Source organism: Aestuariispira ectoiniformans (assembly GCF_025136295.1).
Lineage (GTDB): Bacteria > Pseudomonadota > Alphaproteobacteria > UBA8366 > Aestuariispiraceae > Aestuariispira_A > Aestuariispira_A ectoiniformans.
In genome coordinates, this window is sequence record NZ_CP062788.1 from 2,025,476 (window position 1) to 2,049,671 (window position 24,196).

Genomic DNA, 24,196 nt, shown 5'->3' on the forward strand with positions numbered 1-24,196 from the left:
AACAGCATTGATATCGCTCAATATAATTCTACAGCTCACCAGTCGGTTATCCTAGAGGAAGATTGCTCCATGGTGCCTAATTGCGGGCGCTGCGGGGTTCCACCGGGCTGCCGTCTTCCACTTCCTCTCCCGGATAAAGGACGATCTGGTCGCCTTCCTTGAGCCCGGAAAGGACTTCGGCATGGCTTGTGTTGCGGTGGCCGATTTTAACGGGGGTGGCTTCGGCATGCCCGTCGACCACCTTGAAGACAGCCCATTCACGGTCCAGGCGGAACAGCGCGGATAGCGGCACACGCAGAACGTCGTCGCCGTGCCATATGACGATGCGGACCACCACCCGGTAGTTATGGCCCAGCCGTTCCCATCCGGCCTCACCGGGGACCGGATCAATGATGACATTGACCCGCTGTTCATCAATGCCGAGGGCGGAGACCTTGGTGAAACCCGTCGGTTCCACGCGGCGGACCACGCCGGAAAGCGAAGCACCGCCGCCCCATTCGTCCACCAGAACCTTGTCGCCCGCGCTGACCTTTACTGCATTATCGGACAGCAGGTCGACAACCACCTCCAGGTCCCGCGGGTCGCCGACCTCCACCAACGGGGTTCCGGCCGTCACAACGGATTCGCTTTCCTGTAACACGGCCAGGACTTCCCCGCTGACCGGCATGCGCAGGGACAGCACGCCGGTCTGGTTTCCGGCCTCAACAGTGGCAGGCGTCGCCGGGCCGACGAGAACCGCGCGGGCCGTTTCCAGCTCCGCCTCGCGGCGGGTAACCTCTGCCTTTGCGCTGGCAAGTGCCGCACGGGAGGAGCGGGCCTGTAGCTGTGCCCGGTCCAAGGCGGATTGTGAGACTGTATCGTTGCGTGCGAGGCGTTTGGCCCGTGTCAGTTCCGCAGCGGCGAAATCCACTTCGGCGGCGGATTTGGCGACTTCTGCACGGGCCAGTTCAACGGCGGCTTCCGCCGCGCGTATCTTTGCTTCTGCTTCCTTGAGGGCGCGGGCGTCCAGAAAATTGGGTTCGGTTGGCAGAAGATGCGCCAGGATTGTGTCATTGGCGATGACTTTGTCACCCACATCGGCCTCGATGCGCAGGACGCGGCCGGATACCGGGGCCGACAGGCGATAGACGTCGCGGACGCGCGTCTTGCCCTCGTCGTCGATGGTGACTGTCAGAGGCGCCCTGTCGATTTCTGCCATATCGACGGGGACGGGCTGGGGCAGGAAGGCATAGACCAGAAAGGCAGCAAGCCCCGTTACAAGGCCCGCGCCGATCGTGTTGCGGATGGTCTTGGTTGCCATGGTTGTCAGGTCCCCCTCATTCCCGTGTCTTGAGTACGGCGATCAGATCCAGTGTGCCTATGGCGCGAATGGCCCAGGCACCGGACAGAATAACCGCAATTGTTATGGTTAATGCACCAATGCCGTATGTGACGACGCTGATTACCGTGGGCATGGTGAAAAGGTCAGAGCTTAACGATGTCATGATGAACCAGGCCAGTCCGTACCCAATGGCAGCCCCCAACGGCAGGGCGGCAAAGGCAAGCAACGCGACTTCGCCCAGCAGGATGTAGCTGACCTCACCCTTCGTGAAGCCCAGCACCCGAAGGCTGGCAATTTCACGCCCCCGTTCGGCCAGGGTGACGCGGATACTGTTATAGACGACACCGATTGCAATCAGGCTGGCAAAGACGGTGTTGAAAAAGGTCATCGTGCCCAGGAATTCGTCCATCTGTTCCTGAAGGGAATTGCGGGCGGCCTGTTGTATGGTGACGGTGGCGACCGTCGGCATATCCGCCAGTTTGTCCACGATTTCATCACGGCGGCCACGGTCGACCGCCAGATAGGCCCCTGAAACACGCGGGCCTTCCTCCATCAACCGGTCCAGGGCGGAAAGCTCCATGAAGGCGGGCGCGCCGAAATAGGCGGTGCTGACGGAGGTAACGGGCAGGGTGGCGGTTACCCGTTTGCCTTCGGTTATGGAAACCGTGAGCAGGTCTCCCGGCTTGGCGTTCAGGTCATTCGCCAGGGCGTCGGACAGGACGATACCGTCCGGCGGTGGCTGGACAATCTCTTCCCGGCCATTCATCAACCTGCTGAGATCGGAATATTCCATGACCCCGATGATGCCTTCCTGCCGTTCAATCGCGCCATGGGCGATGCGCGTGGAGGCAACCCGGTAAGGCTCTGCCGCGACAACACCGGGGATCGTACGCAGTTCATACAGGATACGGGACCCTTGCGGATCGACGAAAGTAACCGTCAGGTCCTGTCGTGTCAGATGGCCATAGGTCACGGCCATGACATGGTCGATGGAATCCCAGCTTGATTGGGAGGCAACCCGAATTCCCATGGCCAGACCGATACCAAGGCAGGCGATGGCTGCCCGTAACGGCCATCTGCCCAGGTGACGTAAAATCATGCGGGTCGGCTGGTCGACGCCACGGCTGAGCATCCCGGTAAGGCTTCCGTTCATGCGTTGGTAATCGGTCGGCGGGGCGGGATGCATGGCCTCTGCCGGGCGCAGGCGTACGACGCGTATCAATGCGGCCAGGACACCCAATATACCGGCCAGCGAGCTGACCAGTGCGGAGGTGACATAGGGGAACAGGCCGGGCTTGAAGATCAAAAGCGGGAATGTGAAGAAATCGGCATACATCTCTGCAAGCCCGCGCCCCATCCAGGTGCCCGCAAACCAGCCGATGAAAACACCAAGCGCCACAATGCCCAGGGCTGTTTTCAGATAGTGGAGAAGCAGGTTCAGATTGCTGTAACCGACCGCCTTGAGAAGGCCTATCTGTACGCGTTCGGCTTGGACCATACGCATGATCGCCACATTCAACAGGAAAGACGCCACGGCGAGGAAAATCAGGGGAACAATGCGCGATAGCAGCTTTAGCTGGTCGATTTCATTACTGAGGAAACGGTTCGATATCTGGTCTTTGCGTCGGATGGTTTTCTGACCACCATAGTCGGCAAACAGATTGTCGAGGGCGGTGACGACGGAGTCTTCATTGGCATGCCAGGACAGATCGACGACAAGTTCGTTAAATGCCCCCTCGAGGCCATAGGCGTTTTCCAACGCCTTCCTGCCCATCCAGACCACCGCAAAGCGGCTGTTGTCGGGGACCAGTTCGCCCGGCGGAATAGGATAGACAAATTCCGGAGACAGGGCGAGGCCGACAATATGCAGATCCCGGCGCTTACCCTTCATGGTGACGGACAGGTAATCTCCGGGTCTCAGGTTATGGGCCAGGGCGAAACCCTGCAGCAGGATGGCGTCATCGGTACGGTCCGGGTCGGGCCAGCGCCCACTGGTCAGGTAAAGGTCGTTCAGGGCGGGGCGGCTGTGGACCGGGACGGAAAGCACGGTGCCGGACAGGCCGGGCAGGCCCCCGTCCGGCAGGTCCACCAGCAGGCTGCCATGAATGCGGCTTTCCGCCGTAGCAACACCGTCGAGCAGTGCCGCCTGGTCGGCGAGATAATTTGGTGCGCGGGTCATCGGCACGAAGAGATCCGCAAAGCGATAGCGTTCGTAATAGGCATTGCGGGTGAGGTCCAGGGTGTGGACCGCCCCGCGCATCATGACAAAAACAGCAACCCCGCAGGCGATCACCAGGGCAATGGCGACGACCTGACCGCGAAGCTGCCACAGCCGCCGCAGAATTTTCCGGTCCAATATGGCAAGAAAGCGCATCATTTTGCCTGTGCCTTACCACTGAATGTCAGCGGCATCTGCCTTCCGTTCGTTATGATCGATTTTTGTCACCTGACCGTCGACGAAACGAATGACGCGGTCGGCCATGGCGGCCACGCCTGCATTATGGGTAACAATCAGGACTGTTGTGCCGACTTCCCGGTTGACCGTTGCCAGTGCTTCCAGAACACCGATACCTGTGTCGCGGTCAAGGGCACCGGTCGGCTCGTCGCAAAGCAGGACCTGCGGTTGCTTTGCCAGTGCCCTGGCGATGGCGACGCGTTGCTGCTCCCCGCCGGAAAGCTGTGCCGGGAAATGGTCCAGGCGGTGCGACATGCCCACCAGGCCGAGGGCCTGTTCCGCAGGCATCGGGTCCGGGGCGATTTCCACCACCAGTTCCACGTTTTCCAGCGCCGTCAGGCCCGGCATCAGATTATAGAACTGAAAGACAAAACCGACATGGTTGCGTCGATAGCGGGTCAGGGCGGGGTCGGCCAGATGGGTAAGGTCCTGGTCTTCGTAGTAGACTGAGCCGGAAGAGGCGCTGTCCAGGCCGCCAATGATATTCAACAAGGTCGATTTGCCGCTGCCCGACGGGCCAAGCAGGACCAGGAATTCGCCACGCCGGACCGTCAGGCTGACCCCGCGAAGTGCGTGAACGGCTGCCCGCCCACTGCCATAGGTCTTGCTCAACTCCTTGATCTCAAAGGCAACAGGTTTGCTGGCCATGCCCCTTCCTTTTCTGAAATGGCCTGTCAGCATTATAGCCTCGGCCCGGCAAACACCGAACTCTTTTTACGGGAGGCGGTCCATGCCATAGATCAATAAGGGAACAATGTGGCTGTGGTATATCAGTATGCCTCTGTCATGCCATGGGGCGGATTGTGCTGTGTTTCCGGCATGTCGGCAACCACCACCTCTGTCGTAATCAGGAGGCCCGCGACAGAGGCCGCGTCCTGCAGCGCCAGTCGCATGACTTTCGTCGGGTCGATGATACCGGTGGTGATCATATTGCCGTAAGTTCCAGACTGGGCGTCAAAGCCGTAGTTTTCGTCATTCGTCTCCAGCAGACGGCCCACAACAACCGCGCCGTCGTAGCCGCCATTGCTGGCGATTGTTTGGCAGGGAGCCCTGATGGCGCGGCGGACAATTTCGATCCCGACCTGTTGATCCCGGTTGGCCGGGGCCAATGCACCCAGGGTGTTTATGCCGTAAAGAAGGGCCACGCCGCCGCCTGCGACGATGCCCTCCTCAACGGCGGCACGGGTTGCATGCATGGCGTCATCGACGCGGTCCTTGCGTTCCTTGACTTCGGTTTCCGTCGCCCCTCCGACACGAATGATCGCGACACCACCGGACAATTTCGCAAGGCGCTCCTGCAGTTTTTCACGATCATAATCGGAACTGGCCTGGTCAACCTGTGTGCGGATCTGTTTACAGCGGGCCTCGATATCCGCGCTGCGCCCGGAGCCGCCGATGATGGTGGTTTCATCCTTGGAGATCACCACCCGCTGGGCGGTGCCCAACATATCAATGGTCACATTTTCCAACTTGATACCAAGGTCTTCGGAGATGACTTCACCACCCGTCACGGTGGCGAGGTCCTGCAACATCGCTTTGCGGCGGTCGCCGAAACCGGGGGCCTTGACCGCAGACACCTTCAGTCCGCCCCGCAACCTGTTTACGACCAGGGTGGCAAGAACCTCAGTGTCGAGGTCTTCCACGATCATCAGGATCGGGCGACCGCTTTGGGCAATGGATTCCAGCAAGGGCACAAGGGTTTGTAGGCCGGTTACCTTCTTTTCGTGAAGCAGGATATAAGGTTCGTCCAGTTCACAAATCATCTTCTCTTCATTGGTCACGAAATAGGGCGACATATAGCCCCGGTCGAATTGCAGTCCCTCGACCACTTCCAGTTCGGTCTCGCGCGACTTTGCCTCCTCAATTGTGATAGCCCCTTCGTTGCCAACCTTTTCCATTGCCTCTGCCAGGATTTTACCTATTTCGGCCTCTCCATTGGCCGAAATGGTTCCCACCTGTGCGATTTCCGCGGATGTGGACACAGGTCGGGACCGACGTTTCAGGTCTTCCACAATCGCATCGACGGCGCTGTCGATCCCGCGTTTCAGGTCCATGGGGTTCATGCCCGCAACAATCGCCTTGATGCCTTCTTGGACAATAGCCTGGGCCAGGACCGTGGCGGTGGCGGTGCCGTCGCCGGCCAACTGGCTGGTTTTCACCGCGACCTCGCGCAGCATCTGGGCCCCCATATCTTCTATGATATCGGGCAGTTCGATTGACTTTGCGACCGTTACGCCATCCTTGCTGATACGCGGGCTGCCATAGCTGTGCCGGATCAGGACGTTCCGGCCTTTGGGCCCCAAGGTCGCCTTCACGGCATTCGCCATTATGTTGACACCGTGCAGCAGTTTTTCACGCGCTGTGCTGCTGAATCTCACGTCTGTTGCTGTCATGGCAACACCTTTGATGGATAGGAAATGCTGGAGACCTGATATTGTTCCGAAACTTGTGTGGTTGAGCACTAACCTGCATCAAGATTGCCAGTGTTTTGGCGCTATCCGACTGTCAAAACAGTGTTATTCTGAAGGCGAAGGTATACGGGGACTATGTAGGATGAGTTTGTTCCTAAAGCCATCGGACGACGTGCCGGCGTTGAAGCAGGGGCTGAGCAGAAGGCGGCTTCTTCAGGCTCTTCTGGTCGGTGGTCTATTGGCCCCATCGCCTGCCAGGGCGCAAGTGAGGGACGACATTATAGGGACATTGCGACGGCATACCGCCGTTGACACCGATACCTTTGTCGACCTCGCACGCAGGTTTGATCTGGGTTACACGGAGATGGTTGCGGCAAATCCCGACATTGACCCCTGGCTGCCGGAGGCGGGCAGTATCGTCCTGTTGCCGACTGCCCATATTCTGCCACATGCACGCAGACAGGGGATCGTCGTCAATCTGGCACAGCAACGCCTGTTTTATTTCACGGGGAATGACGCAAGCCCGGTGATCACCTATCCCGTTGGAATTGGCAGGCAGGCGCATGAGACCCTGCTGGGGAGAACGCACGTCGTTTTAAAGCGTCAGGCCCCCACTTGGATACCACCTGATTCAATACGTGAAGAAAAACCCTGGCTGCCCAGGGCAATCGGACCCGGCCCGGACAATCCACTGGGTGATTATGCCCTCAGTCTGGGGTGGGCGGGGTATGTGATCCATGGCACGAACCGGCCCTACAGCATTGGCCGACGGGTCAGCCATGGCTGTATCCGCCTCTATCCGGAAGATATTGAAAACCTGTTCAAGGCTGTTGATGTTGGCACATCTGTTGAGGTCGTCAACCAACCCGTTCTTGTCGGCTGGTCAGAGGGCAGGCTCTATCTCGAAGCTCACCCGACACAGGAACAGGCAGATGAACTGGCGCTGGGCGGCAAAATGACACCGGAAAAGGCAGACGATATCGCGGTCCTTCTTGCCGACGCGGTTGCAGGCCAGGCCTCCCGCATTGACTGGAACAAGGTCGATGAAACCATTCGGCAAAGGCGCGGCGTCCCGGTGCCTGTTCTACGGGGCTGATAGCAACCGGTTCGCCGCTACAGGAATGTGGCAGCCTGTCTTACCACTATTTCATCATCGACTTCTGGAACATACGGTCCATCTTTTCGTTGAGGCGGTCGACTTCCGCTCGCAACTCCTTGATCTGGCGCATGGCTTCATCGCTTGCCATCATGGCATCGGATGCTTTCTTCTCCGCAGACTTTGCCGTGTCCTGGGCCATGTTGGCCGTTTCCATGCTGGAATCGGATGACATCATGGAGTCTTCTTTTTGCTGGGAAGCACAGGCCCCCAGGGTCAACGCCAAAGCAAGCGCGCCCCATAGAGGCAACCGGGTCATCGTTTTAAGCATTGCTCTGCTCCTTCCTCATAGTATTCACACGCAGCGTGTTTTGCGTGGGCGCAACATTTCTCCACGTTGGAGGAAGTGGTTCTTGCTGAAACCTCCTGAAGTCGCGCTCACATGACTGTAGCGGTGAATGCGTCCCGCCCATACTAACACAGGTTAAGAAGTTGAATTTCCATTTGATGTTCATTGCTTCGTGATAATGCAGTGATCGGATGGATTATTCCATGAGCCGGACATCAGACAAGAATGTCGCCTTTATTGTCGACCATGACATCGATGTTGCTGTTGGCGATGCGGTTGTGAAAGGACGCCTGAAAGTGCCCCAAGGAGGTGGCGTTGCCGGGTCAAAGGGTTGCCGGGGAGTGTTACGCCGCCTGTCAGTCTGTCAGGTGATGTTTCCCGATGGGGATGACAGTACTGGCCTGCGGGCCTTCCGCACTTTCGCCCTCGGTGGAAACAAACCTGACGTCATCACCCTGGTGGAGAGCATCGAAGGAACCTTCGGCCACGCTGTTGCGGTGGAAATAAATCTCGCGGCCATCGCTGGACTGGATGAAGCCGTATCCGCGATCGGGGAAGAGGGTCCGGACATGGCCGTGTTCGGGGGTGTCATGGGTTTTTACCTTTCCCGCCATGACATTCGATGTGTCCTGCAATTGTCGGGTCGCCGCCTTGAATGCGTCCCGGATGGCGACATAGACATCTTCATGCGCCTTGTCTTTCCGTCCGGTGTGGGTGACATCCACGTTCCGGCCTTTGGGCAGGGCCATATGTACCGCAACGTGATATTCACGTCCTTTCCGGTGATGCTTGTGCGGGGCCTCGATCATGACCTGACAGGATTGTATCCGGTCAAAATACCGTTCCAGTCTGTCGACCTCTTCTTCTACACGTGCCCGCACGAAGCTGGAGGGTTCCATATTTCGAAAAATGATTTCGGTAGGCTGTTCCATGTTGAATATCTTTGCCTCCTATTTTTCTGTGGAACACGAGGTCACTGACTTTGAGAGACCAGTTTCCAGGACCCATCCGGCTGCTGACAGGCAATGCCATATCCATCGGCCATGTCGTCCCCGACGTGTATTGTCTGGCGATATTCGCGGCAGTATTGACCGTTGGTCGCCACGCCATCACGCGTTGGCGTGATGGAGCCGTAATGTCCGCTTTCGGGGTTGTTCCAGGTGATGGTTTCACCAATGTCGGCAACATGGGCCTTATGCGTGGCCTGATCGGCTTTGATACGGTCCAGCTCGTCCATGGATTTACCGATGTTGCTGCCCATCAGGGAGCCGACAAGAACGCCGATGCCGGTCATCGCGAGTTGGCCGCTGCCGCTGCCGAACTGTGCGCCGAGCAGCCCGCCGAGCACGGCGCCCGACAAACCGCCCACGGTCTGCTTGGGGCCATAGTCCGACGTGCAACCGGCAAGCGGTACCGCAAAACCGAGTGTGACTGTAAGGGCAATTGCAGGGAGTTTTTTCATGTCGATGTTCCAATACTGATTGCGCAGGAAAGCGACGTGCCTTTGGGGGAGCCGTTTCATCTCGTTTCACGTTAAGTCCGGATGAGATGCGCGCCTTAATCCAAATTAAGAGAAAGCGGTATTATGTGCGCAAAGCGCCTATGTGGGGGTGGCTTAACCTGCATCAGCGCCATGGACATGACGGCACAGGATAAAGGAGGGAGTGCGGCGAGCGACCGAATGGGGCGTATGCGGTCCGTTGCGGAGGCTATCTGTGCTATCCTAGTAATCGAAAAGATTTCGCTGAGGACTGAAAAATGTCTAGAGAAGAACTGGTACTGGACTTGTCCAAGATATGCTGGATTGCGGAAAAGGCGCGGGAGCTTGATGCCCAGTCAGAGGTGTCAGAGCCTGACTACGGGTCCAACGCGATTGATGACGGTTTTTTGCAGGTGCTGGAGGCCTATGAGGGCGATGCCACCTTTGACGAATTGAAATCCATTATTGATGACCTGAATTGGGACGAGCAATGCGAACTGGTGGCGCTGGCATGGATCGGGCGGGGGGATTACGGCCAGGACGAATGGTCGGATGCGCTGGACCGGGCGCGTGACGGCCACAATGACCATACCTCGCTGTATCTCCTGGGGATGCCGATGTTGAGCGATTTTCTGGATGAAGGGCTTGGGGCGTTTGGGCTGTCCTGCCGGGAATGAGCCGCAGCCGTCGTGGTGTTTTCGTGGCCACAGTAACAGTATGAGACCTGTTTGAGAGAGGACGTAACCGACCGACAAGGAGTGTCGCCATGCCACATATGCCTGACTTGGCGGATGGTGCCGATAAATGCCGCAGTCTCCCTGTATGAGATGAATATGTTCCAGGCCGATCCGGTCGCTATCGGATAGGCACCTCAGACTATGACCGGCATTCTGGACAAGTATCTTTGATACGGTTTTGACCGTTAGCCGATGATGAAGGGCGACGTTAGCATATCGACCATTTCCGGGACTTCACGGTTTTCCTCATCATGCCTGAGTTGTTCTTCATAATAGGCAAGAAAGCCCTGCATGACGTCACGCCTGCTGACAATGCCCAGAAATTCTCCTTCGTCGATGACGGGCAGATGGCGGTATCCGTGCTGCAGGAAGATACAGGCGATATTCGGCAGGGTTGTCTCGGGGCGGATACAAACAGGGTGAATGCGGGTCACCCGGCGGATCGGCGTGTCCGGTTTGCGATAGAACTCGGCGTTGAAAAAACACTCGATCACGTCTTTTTCGGACACAAAGCCAATCAGTTCCTTTTTGCCGTTGTTATCCCTCACAACCGGGGCGTTGGACTTCTGCTGTGCGAGCAGTCTGTTGGCGACTTTCTCCAGACTGTCGTTTTCTTCGATGACAATGCTGTCGGTTGTCATAAGGTCTGCTGCCGTCAGCCGGTTGGCATCCCATTTCATGATTTTGTCCTCCGGTCAGGCCCTTGATCGGTAATGCCAGGCCTATCAACGTGTTTTGGGTTTGATGGGGCGGACCTTACCGTCATCGACGGGCGAGTGCAGGTCCTCGGTCAACTTCTGCAGTTCTTCCGATTCCAGGGTCTCCTTGGAGAGAAGCTCTCTGGCGCAATGCGTCAGCACTTTACGGTTGCCGCGTAAAATGGTGATTGTGCGCGCGAAAATGCCGTCGATGATATGCCTGACAGCTTCGTCGATTTTTTGGGCGGTGGCGTCGCTATATTGCCGCTGTGTGGGCATCTGCTGCTGAAGCTCCAGAAACGTCGGGCGGTCACTGTCATAGCTTACAGACCCGAGGTCGGCATCCATGCCATAACGGGTAACCATACTGCGCGCGATTTCCGTCGCCTTGGCAAGGTCGTCTGCCGCCCCCGTCGATAGCTGCTCAAAGACCAGATATTCCGCCGCACGCCCGCCCAGAAGAACCGCGATCTTGTTCTCCAATTCGTCCCGGCTCATCAGGAAGCGGTCCTCTGTCGGCCTTTGAATGGTGTAGCCGAGCGCCCCGACGCCACGGGGAATAATCGAGACCTTGTGGACTTCATCCGTGCCGGGAAGGGCCATTGAAACCAGGGCGTGCCCCATTTCGTGATAGGCAACGACTTCGCGTTCATGTTTGTTCAGCAGACGGTTTTTCTTTTCAAGGCCGGCGACAATTCGTTCGATGGCACGCGTGAAGTCATCCATGGCGACTGCATTACCGCGTCGGCGGGTCGCCAGCAGGGCCGCCTCGTTTACAAGGTTGGCAAGGTCGGCGCCGCTGAAACCCGTTGTCAGGGCGGCCACCTGGTCCGGGTCAACATCCGGGGCGAGCGTTACCTTGCGGAGATGGACCTTGAGAATTTGCGCCCGTCCTTTCCGGTCGGGGCGGTCAACCAGAATCTGCCTGTCAAAACGACCGGCGCGCAGCAGGGCGGGGTCCAGGATTTCCGGCCGGTTTGTCGCCGCCAGAAGAACCAGGCCCTGACTTGGGTCGAAGCCGTCCAATTCACTAAGCAACTGGTTCAGTGTGTTTTCCCGCTCGTCATGTCCGCCTGAAACCGGGGCTATGCCCCTTGCACGACCGACCGCGTCCAGTTCGTCCACGAAGATGATGGCTGGTGCCTTGGCGCGGGCCTGTTCAAACAGGTCGCGCACGCGTGCCGCGCCGACCCCGACGAACATCTCTACGAATTCCGACCCGGAAATGGAAAAGAAGGGAACATTGGCTTCTCCCGCAACCGCGCGCGCCAGCAGGGTTTTCCCGGTGCCGGGTGGTCCCACCAACAGTATACCCTTGGGGATATGGGCACCCAGTTTGCCGTAGTCCTGAGGCGATTTCAGGAAGTCGATAATCTCCTGCAACTCTTCCTTGGCCTCATCGACACCGGCGACATCGTCAAAACCGACCTTTGTATCGGTCTCCACATAAATCTTGGCTTTGCTCTTGCCGATGGCGAAAAGGCCGCCCCCTTGCTGTGCCAGCATTTTCCGGAAAAAGAAGTACCACAGACCAAAGAAAAGCAGGACCGGCAATACCCAGGACAACAGGTTTGTCAGCCAGGTGCTTTCCACCGTCCCCCGGAATTCCACGCCGGACGCTTCAAGTCGTTTGGCAAGTTCGGGTTCAACGCGGGTTACGACAAAATCGGTCTTCCCATCTTTCGCCGTCACATACTGGCCGCGTATTGTGTCCTTGCTGACCGTCACATTAGCGACCTGACCGTCGTCCAGATATTGCGTGAACTGGCTATAGGGGATTTGTTCAACCTGCGCATTCTGGCTAACCAGGTTGTTGATCAGGACCACGATGAACATGGCCATGATGAAATACCAAATCGTCGCTTGTGTTTTACGATCCATGGCACGTATCGCCCTTCTCTTAGGAAGCCTAATATTGGCGCAGACAGGCCATTGTCGCATTGATCTGGGTTAGATGTTTCGAGAGGGACGCAAGGAGGGCGTATCTGAGTGTCCACAAACAATTGAGGAGGCGCGATACCTCCTCCCAGTTGTCAGGGGTGGTGGGGCTACGGGCTATTTCTTGCCGGCCTTTACCGCAATTTTCTGCGGTTTGTCCTTCTCCAGGCTTTCCTTGCTTTTGGGGATGTTGATTATAAGGAGGCCTTTGCTGAGCTTGGCCTCGATATGGTCGCGGTCAACACCATCCGGCAACGTGAAGCTGCGCTGGAAAGACTGATGGCTGCGTTCGCTCAGGTGATAATGTTTATCTTCTTCCTCTTTTTCTTCCTTGGTTTCTCCACGGACCGTCAATTGTCCGTTCGCAAGGGAGACTTCAATATCCTTCTCGGCATAGCCGGGCACTTCGATGTCAATTTCATAGCCACCGTTCTTTTCCACCAGGTCAGCGGCATGAAATTCCTTCCAGCCCAGCGTTGGCCAGCCGGACTCACGGTCCAGGTTGAACAGGCGCTGTCTCATGGGGGCTAGGGACATGAAATCACCAAACAACCGGTCCAGATCGTCCCGCATATGTGCGAAGGGGGATGACGGGGGTTCCGTCGGCTTGTGTACCGGAACAGACGACTGCTTGGGCATTTTATGAATCTCCAAAGTTGGTTATCTGTTGGGAAACACGATAGCCAAAGCGGAGAGGGCATGGATTAATCTGCATTAAGCCTGACGTTTGACGCGTCCGCGCAAATGCTCTCATAGGCGTTGATATCAAGATGCGCCATGCGTTGAAGGTCCATGGGCTGTTCAATCGTCAGCCATCCATCCTTGAGTGCCACAACATGCCTGTCCCGCAATTTTCGAAGCATCCTGTTGACATGGATGGATGTGAGGCCGGTGGATTCACCGATCATCTGCTGCGTGAGAGGCATCCTGATGCGGTCTCCGCTGCGTGCAGGACGCCTTCGAATGCGCAGGAACAGGTCAAGAACCGTAAAGGCAATGCGTTCCTCTGCGGAAAGGGAGGATATTGCGGTGAGACGCTGATGCAGTCTGTGATTTTCCTGCAGAATATAATGGAGAATGCGGTTGATTGCCGTCTGATCCTGCTTCTTTTCCAAATCGTCCAGCCTGCCGTTGTCCACGAACATCAAGACCGTGTCCGTTATGGCGTGGGCGGTGGAATCATAATGTTCCGACCGTGACATATGGACGCCGACAAGGTCGCCCTGCACCGCGAAGTCGACGATTTGCCGCCGCCCGTCCTCATATAAATGGTAGAGGCATATCCAGCCGCTTTCCAGTGAACAGAAACTCTGTGCCCTGTCGTCCTGGCGAAAGATATCGCTGCCACGCTGCCGGACGGCAACACCGGATGGCTGTGAGTCAAACTGCCTCCAGGGGGCGTTGGAAAAAAACGAACTGACTTGGGGGGAATGCCCCCCGGCCCGACACGTGGCGTCACCCATTTGCTTTAGCCCTGTTAGTTCATTAGTTAGATTGCGATCAGGTTAAATATGCGAGATCGAAATCTTGAAATCATTGATGCGTATCAAACGATAAGAAATATTATAAGTTTCCAATTATGTCAGAATTTTGAAATAAATAAAAATCCAAACCGTGAGGGAAACTGTTTGAAAATCAAATAATTACTGTATTTTTTGTGATGCCAATTAATATTAGTGTTTTGTGAAGCATATCGCAATCTGCGGACAGATGTCCAGTGATGCCGGAAGGCTGTTCAGGAAAGCTGGGTGCGGTAAAGGGGCGATTTGTTGAGAACCTCGGTCTTAGAGCAGGTCGGGATTTGCGGCGTTCTGCAATCGGGAAAGATATTTCAGCCAGGTAATTACTTCAGGAATGGGGCGGCCCTTTTCAATCTCGCTGATGATTTGGTCGCAGTATTGGTTCACATCGGTAATATGCGCGGCCAGTGCCTGTGAGACCGATAGGTCAATGTGTGCTGGTTTTTTGTCGGCTGCTTTGTTCAGGATTGTGCCGACAAGATTTCCCAAGTCCGTTTTCTTTTCAGTTTTCGCGAGGCTGCAAAGATTTGCGGCGCTTTGCATCAGGTTATCGAACAGGCGAGGCGGGTCGCTGGGTTGATTTGCTTCCACCTTTCCTGCGGCATCGGGCAAGGTCTGTTGTATAGAGTGGCGTTCCCGTCTGATGAAAGACAAATGCTTCAGTTCCTCTGCGGCAAGTCTTTCGGCGGTGTTGCAAATGGCCGCGTCTTCGCCATGCGCCGCGATATGGATGAAGAAGGAGAGCGCGCGTTTCTCGTTGTGCACAGCAAGGTCAAAAGCCTCCAGCGGTGTGAGGGTCCGGGGGCTGTGATCCTCGCGTTCCCATTCCTGAATGCCTCCGGCTTCTCCGGCGAGCGTATGTTTGGATTTTGTCGGTGACTGGCTTTTTCCTGTTTGGAAGCGTTCCACCGTTATGGCGTGCTTTTCCTCCTCTTCGGCAAGGCTGGAGAAGATTTCTGCCGCCTGCTCGTTGCCATATCGGGCCATTTCCGAGGCGAGATAGCGATATTGGATGGCGGCGTTATGCTCAATCTCGGCTGCGATGCAAAGCAGCTCATCGGGTGTTTCAAATCCTCTTATGCCTGAACCATTCAAGAAGAGGGGCATGCCACTTAAGTTCCCATGATAAGGCGTTGTGAAGAAAGAGCACTGATTGCCTGAATAATAGCCACTGCTGCGTGGTTAAAAAATGATCACGATCAACTCGTTCCCCTATCGTTCAGGCGGCCCTCGCGGTCTCATGGTCGCGGGAAACCCCGATCTTTATTCTGTGAGAAATGGAAAGGGCGGCTAAAAAGGCCGCCGGGCTTTTCATGTCCTCTAACTATCTTCCAATGCCGATGGTGGGCTTCGTTGACTTCTCAAAGGAATATTCTGATAATTAATCTGGTTGCCTGGGGGGGGATGGGTGGCATCAATGCCAAAGGACGGATTTTCGCCCGTTAGCGGGAAATTGCTGATGGGAAGTTTCTGCGCGACCCTGCTTTTTACCGCGCCTGCGATTGCTGAGAGCAACGCCGACCTCCTGCTGCCGGACCTGCAGCTTGATCAGCCCGCCGCTTTCGATAGCGATGACCTGCTGATTTTTTACGGTGGTGTGGGCTATTTGAGCAAACAGGCGCAACCCGCGCTGGCGGCAATTATTGAAAAGCGGGTCGGTGTAACCCCACAAAACCCGCTGGCTGTATCCGCTTTTCGGCAAGTCCGGGGACAAATACACAATCTGTCCAGCTATCCGGTCATTACCGGTGATGCGTCACTCAAGGAAGCTCTGGCCGGAAGCCTTGGTGTTTCCCCGGGAGAGATCGGGGCCGACACCATCGCCATGCAGCTTCGCGACGAGACGAATCTGGTTCTATCCTTCGTCGGTTCCTTTGAGGCCTATGTCCCCTTGGTCAAGGATACATCGCAGGGGCGCTTTGCCGACAAGCATTACATCGCGTCGGTGACTGCAACCCTGTCCCAGGCGGGAAGTGGGCGCATTGTTCTGGCCGCCCCAGCGCTTTCCGAGCTGGTTGTGCGTGAGAAATATACCAAGGCCGGTGAAGGAGAGGCGTTGCGGCTGCGGCGTTTTGCGAAGGTATACGAGGATGCAGTGGGCCAAGCCCACGAAAAGCTGCGTCATCTGAGCGGCAGGTTGGAGGGCGGCTATCCGGAGATGGATATTGTCACACGGGTGTCTATCAAGGACCCGGCAACGCGGGCGCTGTTCGGGTTTCGGCAGGTCGCTGACAACGCGCCCGGTGACCTATGCAGTGCTATGTCGCAATGTGCCGCGGATGACCAGACCTGTCATGCCATGACTGGCCTGCTGGCGCAGGGGGTGACAGAGCAACTGACGAAAGCCGGGCATGCAACCCTGCCTCCGGCCAGTTGGGCCGTCTGGGGCGAGAGCGCGCGCGAGCAGTTGAAAATGAATGCCAGCGTTTTGCGCATCAACGCCGCAGGGGGGCTGAGCCAGTTGGACAATCAACTGGCGCTGGTTCTGGCGCCTGCGCTGGCAGATCGTAAGGTGGATGTTACCCTGACCGGAATTTTGCAAAAGGACTTGGGCGGAAAGACAAAATACGTTTCCTATCGCGGCTATAAGGCTTACCTGAAGGCGGATTGGTCTGCGGCCCCCGGCAGTTGTTCCACCGCGATGCGTGAGGCAAAGGGCAGCTATGCCTATGTGAAGGATGCCGAACCGGTCAGCCAGATGCGCAGCGCAAAAGATAAGGGCACCGCGCCGACTGCGGACTATCAGCGGGGCTACGGTATTATTGCGGTCATGAATGCGATACAGGCGATGGCGAGACATGTTCACTGAGGTAATCAAATCCGGCGGCAAAGTCGCATCTGTTCTTTTTGCAGCATGCCTGTGGGCAGTTGCTGCGGACGCCGCTGTCGTGCCAATTGTCGCAACCGGTCTGGCCGATAACCGGGGGAATGATCAGCACTGCTATCAGGAAGCCGCACAGGATGCTGTGGCTCAGGCGCTGCGTCAGGCTATGTCGGGCATGACCGGGCGGGCACAGGCAGAAAGCGCCATTCCGACATTGCTGGCCGATCGAACGGTGCTCAAGTCCATCAAGCTGCGGAAGAAAAGCATGAATGCTTTGGGGCAATGTGAAGTGTCCCTTCGTGCGGTTATCGACCAAAGCCGACTGCAAGAGGTTGTGGAGGGCAAACTGGCGGCGTCGATCCAGGTTCATGATCGCCAACTGAGCCCGATCGGGGCGGTTATGCGTTTCCTTGTGGATGGCAAAGTCGCCGAAGATGCCGGTTTTGATACCAAGGAATCGTTAACGGCTCTGGGACAGGCGCTGCGCAAATACAATGTGGAACTGGTCAGCCTGGACCCGGTTGCAACGATCTTTGCCCGTCAGGAAATCCCGCAGTGGCAGGCGGTCACCGGTGACGTGCAAAGTGATGGTGCCGTGACCGGTGATTCCGCGCAGACAGCGCAATATGTACGTGAAGCAGTGCATCAGGCCTTGCAAATGTCCCTGAACGCGTTGGATCAGGCGGAACTGCAAAGCTTTGACCTGCTGCTCACCGGGCAGTCCGATGTGCGCTATATCGGTCGCGATCCGCAGGGGCCTGGACATGTGGCACAGGTTTCAAGCTATCTGGAACTGGTCGCGGTGAATGGTATGGGGACCGTTGCGACCACAACCAATACCGGCCTGCAGAAAGGTCCGACCAGAGAGGCAGCCATTCGCAAGGCGATGATCTACAGCCTTGAGGGCAATGCAACCGCGCTGGCGGCGCAAATCCGTAAAGCCGCTGCAAAGATGCAGGCCGAAGGGCAGATTTATAATGTTGTTGTGACCAATCTTACCAGCAACCGTAAGCAATTGAGACCTCTGATAAAGGGATTGCAGGTTGGTGGCGCCGTTTTGAAAAAGGGGCGCAGCGACGGGGATGATGTTTCCAAATTCAATATCGCTTACCGGGGGGATCTGGCCGGGTTGGAGGATTTGCTCGGTACGGTGCTGGATAGGTTGGCGGCGGATTATCCATCCGTCGACTATAAGATTAATGGAAACCTGATACAGGTTACGTTCTAGGATGGGGCGGCAGGGATGAAATATAAGGCAAAGATTGCAGTTTTACTGGGGGCTGTGCTGTTGACCAGCAGTTGTGTCAGCGGCAGGGCTCTGGTTGAGGAAACCCTGAATACAATGTCGGGCCGTGGAACTTTCGCCAATAAGTCCGCGGTGCAGACAGTTGTGGTGACCACAGGCCTGGTAAAGTCAGCGACGGCTGAATACCTGGACGGGCTGAAGGTTGCCTATTCTGCCCTGGACCTCAAGGAGGAGGGGGTGGAAAGAAAGCTGGAAGATCTGCGCCTTGTCGTTGCGGAGTCGGATGGCTTTTCGGGGGCGGCCAATGATTCCGCCCGCGCACTGGAAGAAAGCGACCAATATGCGCGGCGGCTGCAGGCGAAAATCCGCAACACCCGTATTGATGAATTGACGCCACAGGCCCGGGCCCAACTGGTCAAGGCAGGGGAGAAGTTCCAACTGGCCAATTACGTTCAGACCAAAGCCACGGCTGGTGCGGTTAGTCTGGCCTATCGTCTTGCCCAGACATCGGTGCGAGAGAAGACGCTGGCCGCCCTTTCGAGGGGCAATGTGTATGAAAACATGAATACACTTACCTCCATTCCCAGCACGGTTATGGCCTGGTCCACGAATATCAGCCGGTCGGAAGAAATTGTCGCTGTGATGCGCGAAACCAAGGATTTTGAAGAGGCTCTGGCGGCAAGGCGGGAGGTGATCAACAGACGGGGATCGCAAATTGTGGCCGTTCAGATGGACAATGATGATCCGTTTTAAGGGCTGCTTGCCAAAAAAGGCCCTTTGCCTTTCATTGCGCTGGTAGACGTGGTTTTTCAGGGGGAATTGGATGTTTGCCTTTCGTAATCTTGTCGTTGCTGCAGGACTTATGGCTGCAGGGCTCGCGGGTGGTTTTAGCAGCCCTGCCATGGCCCGGGCCGGTACCGGAATCCCGGTGATCGTCATGGGCGAGGATTCCGATCCGGCCAGTGTCAAACGGTCCAGCGATATTTATAAACGTGTTCTTGCCGCCCTCAAGGGCAGCATGCAGCGCTATGATTTTCGGATGGTGGATGAAGAATTTCTGGCGGCGGACCTGGGATGGAAAGTTCGCGATCGACGTCCGAAAGTCGAATTGGTGCAGGCGGCCAAACTGGCAAATAGTGCAGGGCGCGGAAATCTTCGTTCGCGGGCAATGGTCCTGTTCCGCATTCATGCAACGATCAAGAACCTCGGTTTCTCAAACAAGATTACGACCCGCGTGGATGGCGAGATTTATGACATTGCCAGCAATACCTTCCTCGACACCTTCGAGTTGGCCCCGGCGGCCTATCCGGCACCTGCGGATTGCAATTCCGTCTGCGTGAGCGAGGTCGTCGGCAAGAAGGCCCGCACCATTGCCATGAATCTGGGTGATGTGCTGGGTAAGAAACTGGCCTATCTGACCGAAGGCGGCCAGCAGCAGGCGTCTGCAGGTGGGGCCTCGAAATATGATCAGGGGCTGGTTACCGGCTATACTCTGGAAATGAATGCATTCGACACGCGTGAGGCCCTGACGATCGTCAGTGTCATGGCTGAGGAGTTTCCCGGCTACGTCTCCCATGATCTGCTGGAGAAAGGCTCTGTGGTTCGCAAATACGAATATTTGAGCCGTGCCCCGGCGGTCAAATTGGACGAATGGCTGACGATCCTGTTGACGGATATGGGGTTTGATATGGATCGCCAGATCAGTTTGCAGGTCAGTAACGGCAGGATCATTCTGGATAAGATCGTCAATACTGACGAGCGGCCCCGATCAGAGGATGAAACTGCGCGCTATAACTGATCGGACAGGATATATGTCTGTATCGCGGTCGGGACGATTTTTGTCCCGGCCGTTTGTTTTTTAAGGGGCTTGGCAGGCAGGGAGCCGGATGTATTGTGGGCGCTGTTATGTGGAGCTGCCAATAGGGAGAAACTGTCATGAGCCGGGAAACTTTGGGCCTGGGGGAAACCGTTCGGGATTATCTGCTGGACAAGGCCGTTCGGGAGCCGGATATCCTGCGCCGTCTTCGGGAGGAAACCGCAACCTTGTCGGGCGCGCAGATGCAGATTGCGCCGGAGCAGGGGGCTTTCATGACCATGTTGACCGAACTGCTGGCGCCGCGCCGTGCCGTTGAGATCGGCGTCTTTACCGGTTACAGCTCGCTCTGTGTCGCCATGGCCATGCCGGACGACGGGGCGCTCTATGCCCTTGACCGGAATGACGAAACTGCGGCGGTTGCACAACGCTATTGGCAGGAAGCAGGCGTGGCGGATCGTATCAGCCTACGGCTGGGAGATGGCGTAAGCAGCCTCAATGCCCTGATCGAGGAAGAGGGGGAAGGCACATTCGATCTGGCCTTTATCGATGCGGACAAGGGCAACTACGGGACCTATTTCGACGGATGCCTGCGCCTGTTGCGTCCGGGCGGTCTGATTATGGTGGATAACGTCCTGTGGAGTGGCCGTGTTGCGGACCCTGCCGATCAGGAAAACCTAACGAAAGCAATCCGGGCCTTCAACGACAAGGTCGCCCGGGATGAGCGCGTTTCCCTATGTATGGTTCCCATCGGCGATGGGGTGACCATGGCGCGCAAGCGTTAGATCAGTAAGACGCGTAGGACTTTTCTTCAAAAAACTCTGACTGCATGACCTCGTTGATGCGCCGCTTCACGGCGGCGCGTCGGTCATTTGTATGATAGACGGACCGGGCCAGCCTGACGAATCTGTCGCCAAATTCCCCGTCGCGTTCGCAATCACGGATATCATCTTCAATCGTCCAGAGTGTCTGATTGATATCCAGCAGCTCGGCCGCCAAACCGGAGAGTTCCTCCTGCTGCGATGAGGCCTCGTCCCGGACGGCGCAAAGGGCCTCATATTCCTTGCGGACGTTGCAAAGCGCGGCCTCGTCCTGAAGCTTTGCAAGCTTGATTTCCAGAATGGTGATCTTGTCGATCAATTCCCCCCAGGAGACGGGCACCGTTACAGACATTTGCCTTATTCCAATATGGTTGCGCGCTAGCAACGGCTAGCCTAGCTTGATTGGCGATAGCGCGCAAAAACTAAGTCGAGGGTATCCGCAATGATGTTTCGAGAGGCAAAATGAGCCAGACGTCGCCAGATGAGGGCATTTTGCGCCGTGTCGAGGCAGAGGCGGCGCGGTTGCAGGCCGCAGGCGCGGATAAAGAGGTGGCCCAGCTTTGCTTTCAGGGATTGAACCGGTTCGGTGACACGATTGGCTTGTTGACCCCCCTGGCGCAGACAGTCCTGAAACATGGGGATTTGACGCGGGCAGAGGGCTACCTCCGCCGGTTGCTGGCTTTGCAGCCTGAAAATGTCGATACACTGGCGATCCATGCCAATGTCCTGACTGCGCAGGAGCGGAATGAGGAAGCTGTTGCCGCACAATACCGCGTGCTGGACGTTGCCCCCGATCGTCAGGATACGCTGGTGAACCTCGGGATGCTGCTGGTCAAGATGCAGCGCGCCGAAGAGGCCCTGCCGTTTCTCCGGAAGGCCGCCGGTCATACGCCCGATGATTGTCTCGTGCATACATGGCTGGGCTATGCCTGTTCTGCCTTGGGCCGCCTGGAGGAGGCTATCGGCAGTTACGAGGTGGTCTATAATGATCCGCAACATGGTCCCGCCGTTTCAATCCCCCTTGCGATTGCCTATCGGGACAGCAGGCAACTGGACAAAGCCAATTCCGTTTTAGGGGATATTTTGACGCGCGAGCCGGGCAATGCAGTCGCCAGGTTCTCCCTGGCGCAGAACCAGTTGACGGTGGGGGATTTCAAGCAGGGCTTTGCCAATTATGAAAGCCGTTGGGATCGACCTGATGCCGGACGACCAGCCGTGCCCGGCCAGCTTTGGACCGGACAGCCGCTGGCGGGTAAGACGATCCTTGTCCATGACGAACAGGGCTTTGGGGATTGCATCCAGTTCAGCCGTTTCCTGAAGCCGCTTCAGGGGATGGGCGCACGGGTCCTGTTTCAGGTTCGCCCGAAATTGCGCGTTCTGATGCAAGAGGTAGAGGGTATCGACGCCTTTGTCGCGCCGGGCGAAGGAGAGGCGGACTATCATGTGGCGTTGATGAGCCTTCCTCTGCACCTCGGGGCGGAGGCTGACACAATTGCGGACGGGCCGTATTTGGCGATACCACCGGAAGCCCGTGAAAAATGGTCAGAAAGGCTGGGGCCCAAGTCGGGCCTGCGGGTCGGACTGGTCTGGCAGGGCGATCCCAGGTCGCAGGCGGAGGTCGGACGCTCCATAACGTTCAGTGTGTTGCGGCAGTTATTCGATCTGGACGGCTGTCAGTTTATCCTGCTGCAGAAGTTTCATGGTCGGGACGAGATCGTCGCAAGTGACCTTCCCGTCAATGTCCTGGACCTGGGGGAGGAAATCGACAATGGACCGGATGCCTTCGTGGATACCGCCGCGGTCATCTCAAACCTGGATATAATGGTTTCGTCAGATACCGCAGCGGCGCATTTGGCGGGGGCCATTGGCGTGCCTACATATATATTGTTGAAATATGCACCGGAATGGCGGTGGATGCTGGACCAGCCGGATAGTATTTGGTATCGCGACATGACCTTGCTTCGTCAAAATGAACGTGGCAATTGGCAAGACGTAATCGAGCGATTACACCGCATATTGCAGCAGAAGTCAGCCGGTGCGGATTAGTCGTTGCCGAGGCTACGTTGATTCGGGTCGAATCGCGATATCTTGTCTGTGACGTTATTGCTCTTGCCAGTATTTTGCCTTTGTCTGTTCGATAGGAAATTAGATTGAAAACCTCGCCGTACGCACGTCTTAAATCAACTGCGACTGTGACTGCCGCTATTGGTATTCTGCTGGCCCTGGCTGTTGGTTGCGGCAGTCCGATCCCGCGACCGGGACTTGAAGCCCGCCGTGCGGCAACGGATCTGGCGGCGTCAATTGACCCGAGGGTCGCATCCCAGGGCGCTGCGGGCCCGGATTTCAATCTGTTTGCAACGGTTTATCAGGTTGTTCAAAGCGACTATGTCCACCCCGTCGAAGGGCGGAGCCTTGTGCTGGCGGCAACCCAGGGCATTAAAAAGGAATTCCCCAAACCGGTTAAGGTCTCCGGGAAGGATCTGGACATTGCCGCGACCGAGGCAATGCTGTCGTCTCTGGACCCTTATAGTGTTTATATGAGCCCGGAAGACTTCCGTTCCTTCAATGAAGATACCCGTGGCGCTTTTGGCGGGTTGGGGATTGAAGTGACAAAGCGCAGTGGCCGTTTGACGGTGATTTCACCGATCGAGGGGACACCGGCGGATAAGGCCGGGCTGAAACCCGGCGATGTGATCACCCATGCCAACGGCGTGGCGATTGACCCCCTGGAATTGCGGGATGCGGTCCGGATGCTGCGGGGGCGCGTTGGCACCGCCGTTGAATTGCGGATTGAACGTGAAGGCAAGGAGCCGTTCACGGTCACGTTGACAAGGGACATTATCAAATCTCATCCGGTCCGTTGGCATCTGGAAGATACCGTCGGTTATATCCGGATCGTCAAATTCCAGGAAGATACTGCCGCCCAGGTGCGTGAGGCGGTTGAAGACATCGAGGCGCAACTCGGTGACCGGCTCGACGGCTTTGTCCTGGACCTGCGCAGCAATCCGGGCGGTTACCTTCAGGAGGCCGTGGGGGTATCGGATGTGTTTATGAGCGATGGTGTCATCGTATCCACCAAAGGACGCCGTGACAGCGATGTGCAGACGGCATCCGGTGGCGATCTTGCCCATGGCCTGCCTTTGGTTGTGTTGATCAACGGCGGCAGTGCCTCTGCATCGGAAATCGTCTCCGGCGCGTTGCAGGATAGTGGCCGCGGCATCCTGATTGGCGAACGCAGCTATGGCAAAGGCTCTGTCCAGCGGATATTTAACCTGAACCATGGCGACGGCCTGAAACTGACTACGGCCCTTTATTTCACCCCTTCAGGGCGTTCCGTGGAAGGTGGGATTGTACCGGATATGGTTGTTGAGCAGCCGGAAGGCGAGACCAAGGATATGCAGCTTCGCGAGGCGCTCAGCCTTGTGGTTGAACTGTCCGGCGGCCCGGAAGTCATCTGGGATGCCGGGGCCGCAGCAGAGTAACCGGG

At 56.8% G+C, this 24,196-nt stretch carries 22 protein-coding genes; 9 read left to right on the top strand and 13 right to left on the bottom strand.

Going from position 1 to position 24,196, the window contains the following annotated elements; all coding sequences use genetic code 11:
- Window positions 1-76: 76 nt before the first annotated feature.
- The 4 genes from IF205_RS09675 to groL form a co-directional block, all read right to left on the bottom strand.
- Window positions 77-1,300, bottom strand: a complete 1,224-nt coding sequence (locus IF205_RS09675; RefSeq protein WP_259783081.1) for an efflux RND transporter periplasmic adaptor subunit — start codon at window positions 1,298-1,300, stop codon at window positions 77-79.
- A gap of 16 nt (window positions 1,301-1,316) precedes the next feature.
- Entirely contained in the window at window positions 1,317-3,698 is a 2,382-nt protein-coding gene (locus tag IF205_RS09680) for an ABC transporter permease (RefSeq protein WP_259783082.1), read from the bottom strand.
- A gap of 12 nt (window positions 3,699-3,710) precedes the next feature.
- Window positions 3,711-4,424, bottom strand: coding sequence for an ABC transporter ATP-binding protein (locus IF205_RS09685; RefSeq protein WP_259783083.1), 714 nt, complete (start codon window positions 4,422-4,424; stop codon window positions 3,711-3,713).
- A 122-nt stretch (window positions 4,425-4,546) separates the two neighbouring features.
- Window positions 4,547-6,169, bottom strand: coding sequence for a chaperonin GroEL (gene groL, locus IF205_RS09690; protein WP_259783084.1), 1,623 nt, complete (start codon window positions 6,167-6,169; stop codon window positions 4,547-4,549).
- Between the two features lie 160 nt (window positions 6,170-6,329).
- Here groL and IF205_RS09695 point away from each other — a divergent pair, with 160 nt between their 5' ends.
- Window positions 6,330-7,283 (top strand): L,D-transpeptidase family protein, encoded by a 954-nt coding sequence (locus tag IF205_RS09695; RefSeq protein WP_259783085.1) that lies wholly within the window; start codon window positions 6,330-6,332, stop codon window positions 7,281-7,283.
- Window positions 7,284-7,329: 46 nt separating this feature from the next.
- Here the strand turns inward: IF205_RS09695 and IF205_RS09700 are convergent, their stop codons facing one another.
- The 3 genes from IF205_RS09700 to IF205_RS09710 all read right to left on the bottom strand — a co-directional run bounded on the left by IF205_RS09700 (window position 7,330) and on the right by IF205_RS09710 (window position 9,094).
- On the bottom strand, window positions 7,330-7,614 hold the full coding sequence (locus IF205_RS09700; protein ID WP_259783086.1) for an Lpp/OprI family alanine-zipper lipoprotein: 285 nt from the start codon (window positions 7,612-7,614) through the stop codon (window positions 7,330-7,332).
- A gap of 374 nt (window positions 7,615-7,988) precedes the next feature.
- Window positions 7,989-8,564, bottom strand: coding sequence for an HPF/RaiA family ribosome-associated protein (locus tag IF205_RS09705; protein WP_259783087.1), 576 nt, complete (start codon window positions 8,562-8,564; stop codon window positions 7,989-7,991).
- A gap of 41 nt (window positions 8,565-8,605) precedes the next feature.
- The gene (locus IF205_RS09710) at window positions 8,606-9,094 is read right to left on the bottom strand and encodes an RT0821/Lpp0805 family surface protein (RefSeq protein ID WP_259783088.1); all 489 of its coding nucleotides are present in this window, start codon (window positions 9,092-9,094) and stop codon (window positions 8,606-8,608) included.
- A 296-nt stretch (window positions 9,095-9,390) separates the two neighbouring features.
- On the opposite strand from IF205_RS09710, the gene IF205_RS09715 reads away from it, so the two are divergent.
- Window positions 9,391-9,789, top strand: coding sequence for a DUF3775 domain-containing protein (locus IF205_RS09715; protein WP_259783089.1), 399 nt, complete (start codon window positions 9,391-9,393; stop codon window positions 9,787-9,789).
- A 245-nt stretch (window positions 9,790-10,034) separates the two neighbouring features.
- Here IF205_RS09715 and IF205_RS09720 read toward each other — a convergent pair whose 3' ends face one another.
- The 5 genes from IF205_RS09720 to IF205_RS09740 all read right to left on the bottom strand — a co-directional run bounded on the left by IF205_RS09720 (window position 10,035) and on the right by IF205_RS09740 (window position 15,112).
- Window positions 10,035-10,529 (bottom strand): CBS domain-containing protein, encoded by a 495-nt coding sequence (locus IF205_RS09720; RefSeq protein WP_259783090.1) that lies wholly within the window; start codon window positions 10,527-10,529, stop codon window positions 10,035-10,037.
- Window positions 10,530-10,574: 45 nt separating this feature from the next.
- Window positions 10,575-12,428 (bottom strand): ATP-dependent zinc metalloprotease FtsH, encoded by a 1,854-nt coding sequence (gene ftsH / locus IF205_RS09725; protein ID WP_259783091.1) that lies wholly within the window; start codon window positions 12,426-12,428, stop codon window positions 10,575-10,577.
- A 174-nt stretch (window positions 12,429-12,602) separates the two neighbouring features.
- Entirely contained in the window at window positions 12,603-13,124 is a 522-nt protein-coding gene (locus IF205_RS09730) for an Hsp20/alpha crystallin family protein (protein WP_259783092.1), read from the bottom strand.
- A gap of 65 nt (window positions 13,125-13,189) precedes the next feature.
- Window positions 13,190-13,948: a Crp/Fnr family transcriptional regulator gene (locus tag IF205_RS09735; RefSeq protein ID WP_259783093.1), complete on the bottom strand. Its 759-nt coding sequence runs from the start codon at window positions 13,946-13,948 to the stop codon at window positions 13,190-13,192.
- Window positions 13,949-14,269: 321 nt separating this feature from the next.
- Window positions 14,270-15,112 carry a ferritin-like domain-containing protein gene (locus IF205_RS09740; protein ID WP_259783094.1) on the bottom strand — a complete coding sequence of 281 codons (843 nt, stop codon included), beginning with the start codon at window positions 15,110-15,112 and terminating at the stop codon, window positions 14,270-14,272.
- 352 nt (window positions 15,113-15,464) lie between these two features.
- Between IF205_RS09740 and IF205_RS09745 the strand changes: the two genes are divergently transcribed.
- The 5 genes from IF205_RS09745 to IF205_RS09765 all read left to right on the top strand — a co-directional run bounded on the left by IF205_RS09745 (window position 15,465) and on the right by IF205_RS09765 (window position 20,673).
- Window positions 15,465-16,814 carry a hypothetical protein gene (locus IF205_RS09745; RefSeq protein WP_259783095.1) on the top strand — a complete coding sequence of 450 codons (1,350 nt, stop codon included), beginning with the start codon at window positions 15,465-15,467 and terminating at the stop codon, window positions 16,812-16,814.
- Window positions 16,804-18,057: a hypothetical protein gene (locus IF205_RS09750; RefSeq protein ID WP_259783096.1), complete on the top strand. Its 1,254-nt coding sequence runs from the start codon at window positions 16,804-16,806 to the stop codon at window positions 18,055-18,057. Before IF205_RS09745 ends, IF205_RS09750 begins: the two co-directional genes overlap by 11 nt.
- A 15-nt stretch (window positions 18,058-18,072) precedes the next feature.
- Window positions 18,073-18,828, top strand: a complete 756-nt coding sequence (locus IF205_RS09755) for a hypothetical protein (RefSeq protein ID WP_259783097.1) — start codon at window positions 18,073-18,075, stop codon at window positions 18,826-18,828.
- 70 nt (window positions 18,829-18,898) lie between these two features.
- A complete protein-coding gene (locus IF205_RS09760) occupies window positions 18,899-19,873 on the top strand; it encodes a hypothetical protein (RefSeq protein WP_259783098.1) in 975 nt (324 codons plus the stop codon).
- A 137-nt stretch (window positions 19,874-20,010) separates the two neighbouring features.
- The gene (locus tag IF205_RS09765) at window positions 20,011-20,673 is read left to right on the top strand and encodes a class I SAM-dependent methyltransferase (RefSeq protein WP_259783099.1); all 663 of its coding nucleotides are present in this window, start codon (window positions 20,011-20,013) and stop codon (window positions 20,671-20,673) included.
- 1 nt (window position 20,674) lies between these two features.
- On the opposite strand, the gene IF205_RS09770 is transcribed toward IF205_RS09765, so the two are convergent.
- Window positions 20,675-21,061 carry a DUF6165 family protein gene (locus tag IF205_RS09770; RefSeq protein WP_259783100.1) on the bottom strand — a complete coding sequence of 129 codons (387 nt, stop codon included), beginning with the start codon at window positions 21,059-21,061 and terminating at the stop codon, window positions 20,675-20,677.
- A gap of 110 nt (window positions 21,062-21,171) precedes the next feature.
- On the opposite strand from IF205_RS09770, the gene IF205_RS09775 reads away from it, so the two are divergent.
- Together IF205_RS09775 and IF205_RS09780 are read left to right on the top strand one after the other, a co-directional pair.
- Window positions 21,172-22,755 carry a tetratricopeptide repeat protein gene (locus IF205_RS09775; protein ID WP_259783101.1) on the top strand — a complete coding sequence of 528 codons (1,584 nt, stop codon included), beginning with the start codon at window positions 21,172-21,174 and terminating at the stop codon, window positions 22,753-22,755.
- 104 nt (window positions 22,756-22,859) lie between these two features.
- On the top strand, window positions 22,860-24,191 hold the full coding sequence (locus IF205_RS09780) for a S41 family peptidase (protein WP_259783102.1): 1,332 nt from the start codon (window positions 22,860-22,862) through the stop codon (window positions 24,189-24,191).
- Window positions 24,192-24,196: the final 5 nt, after the last annotated feature.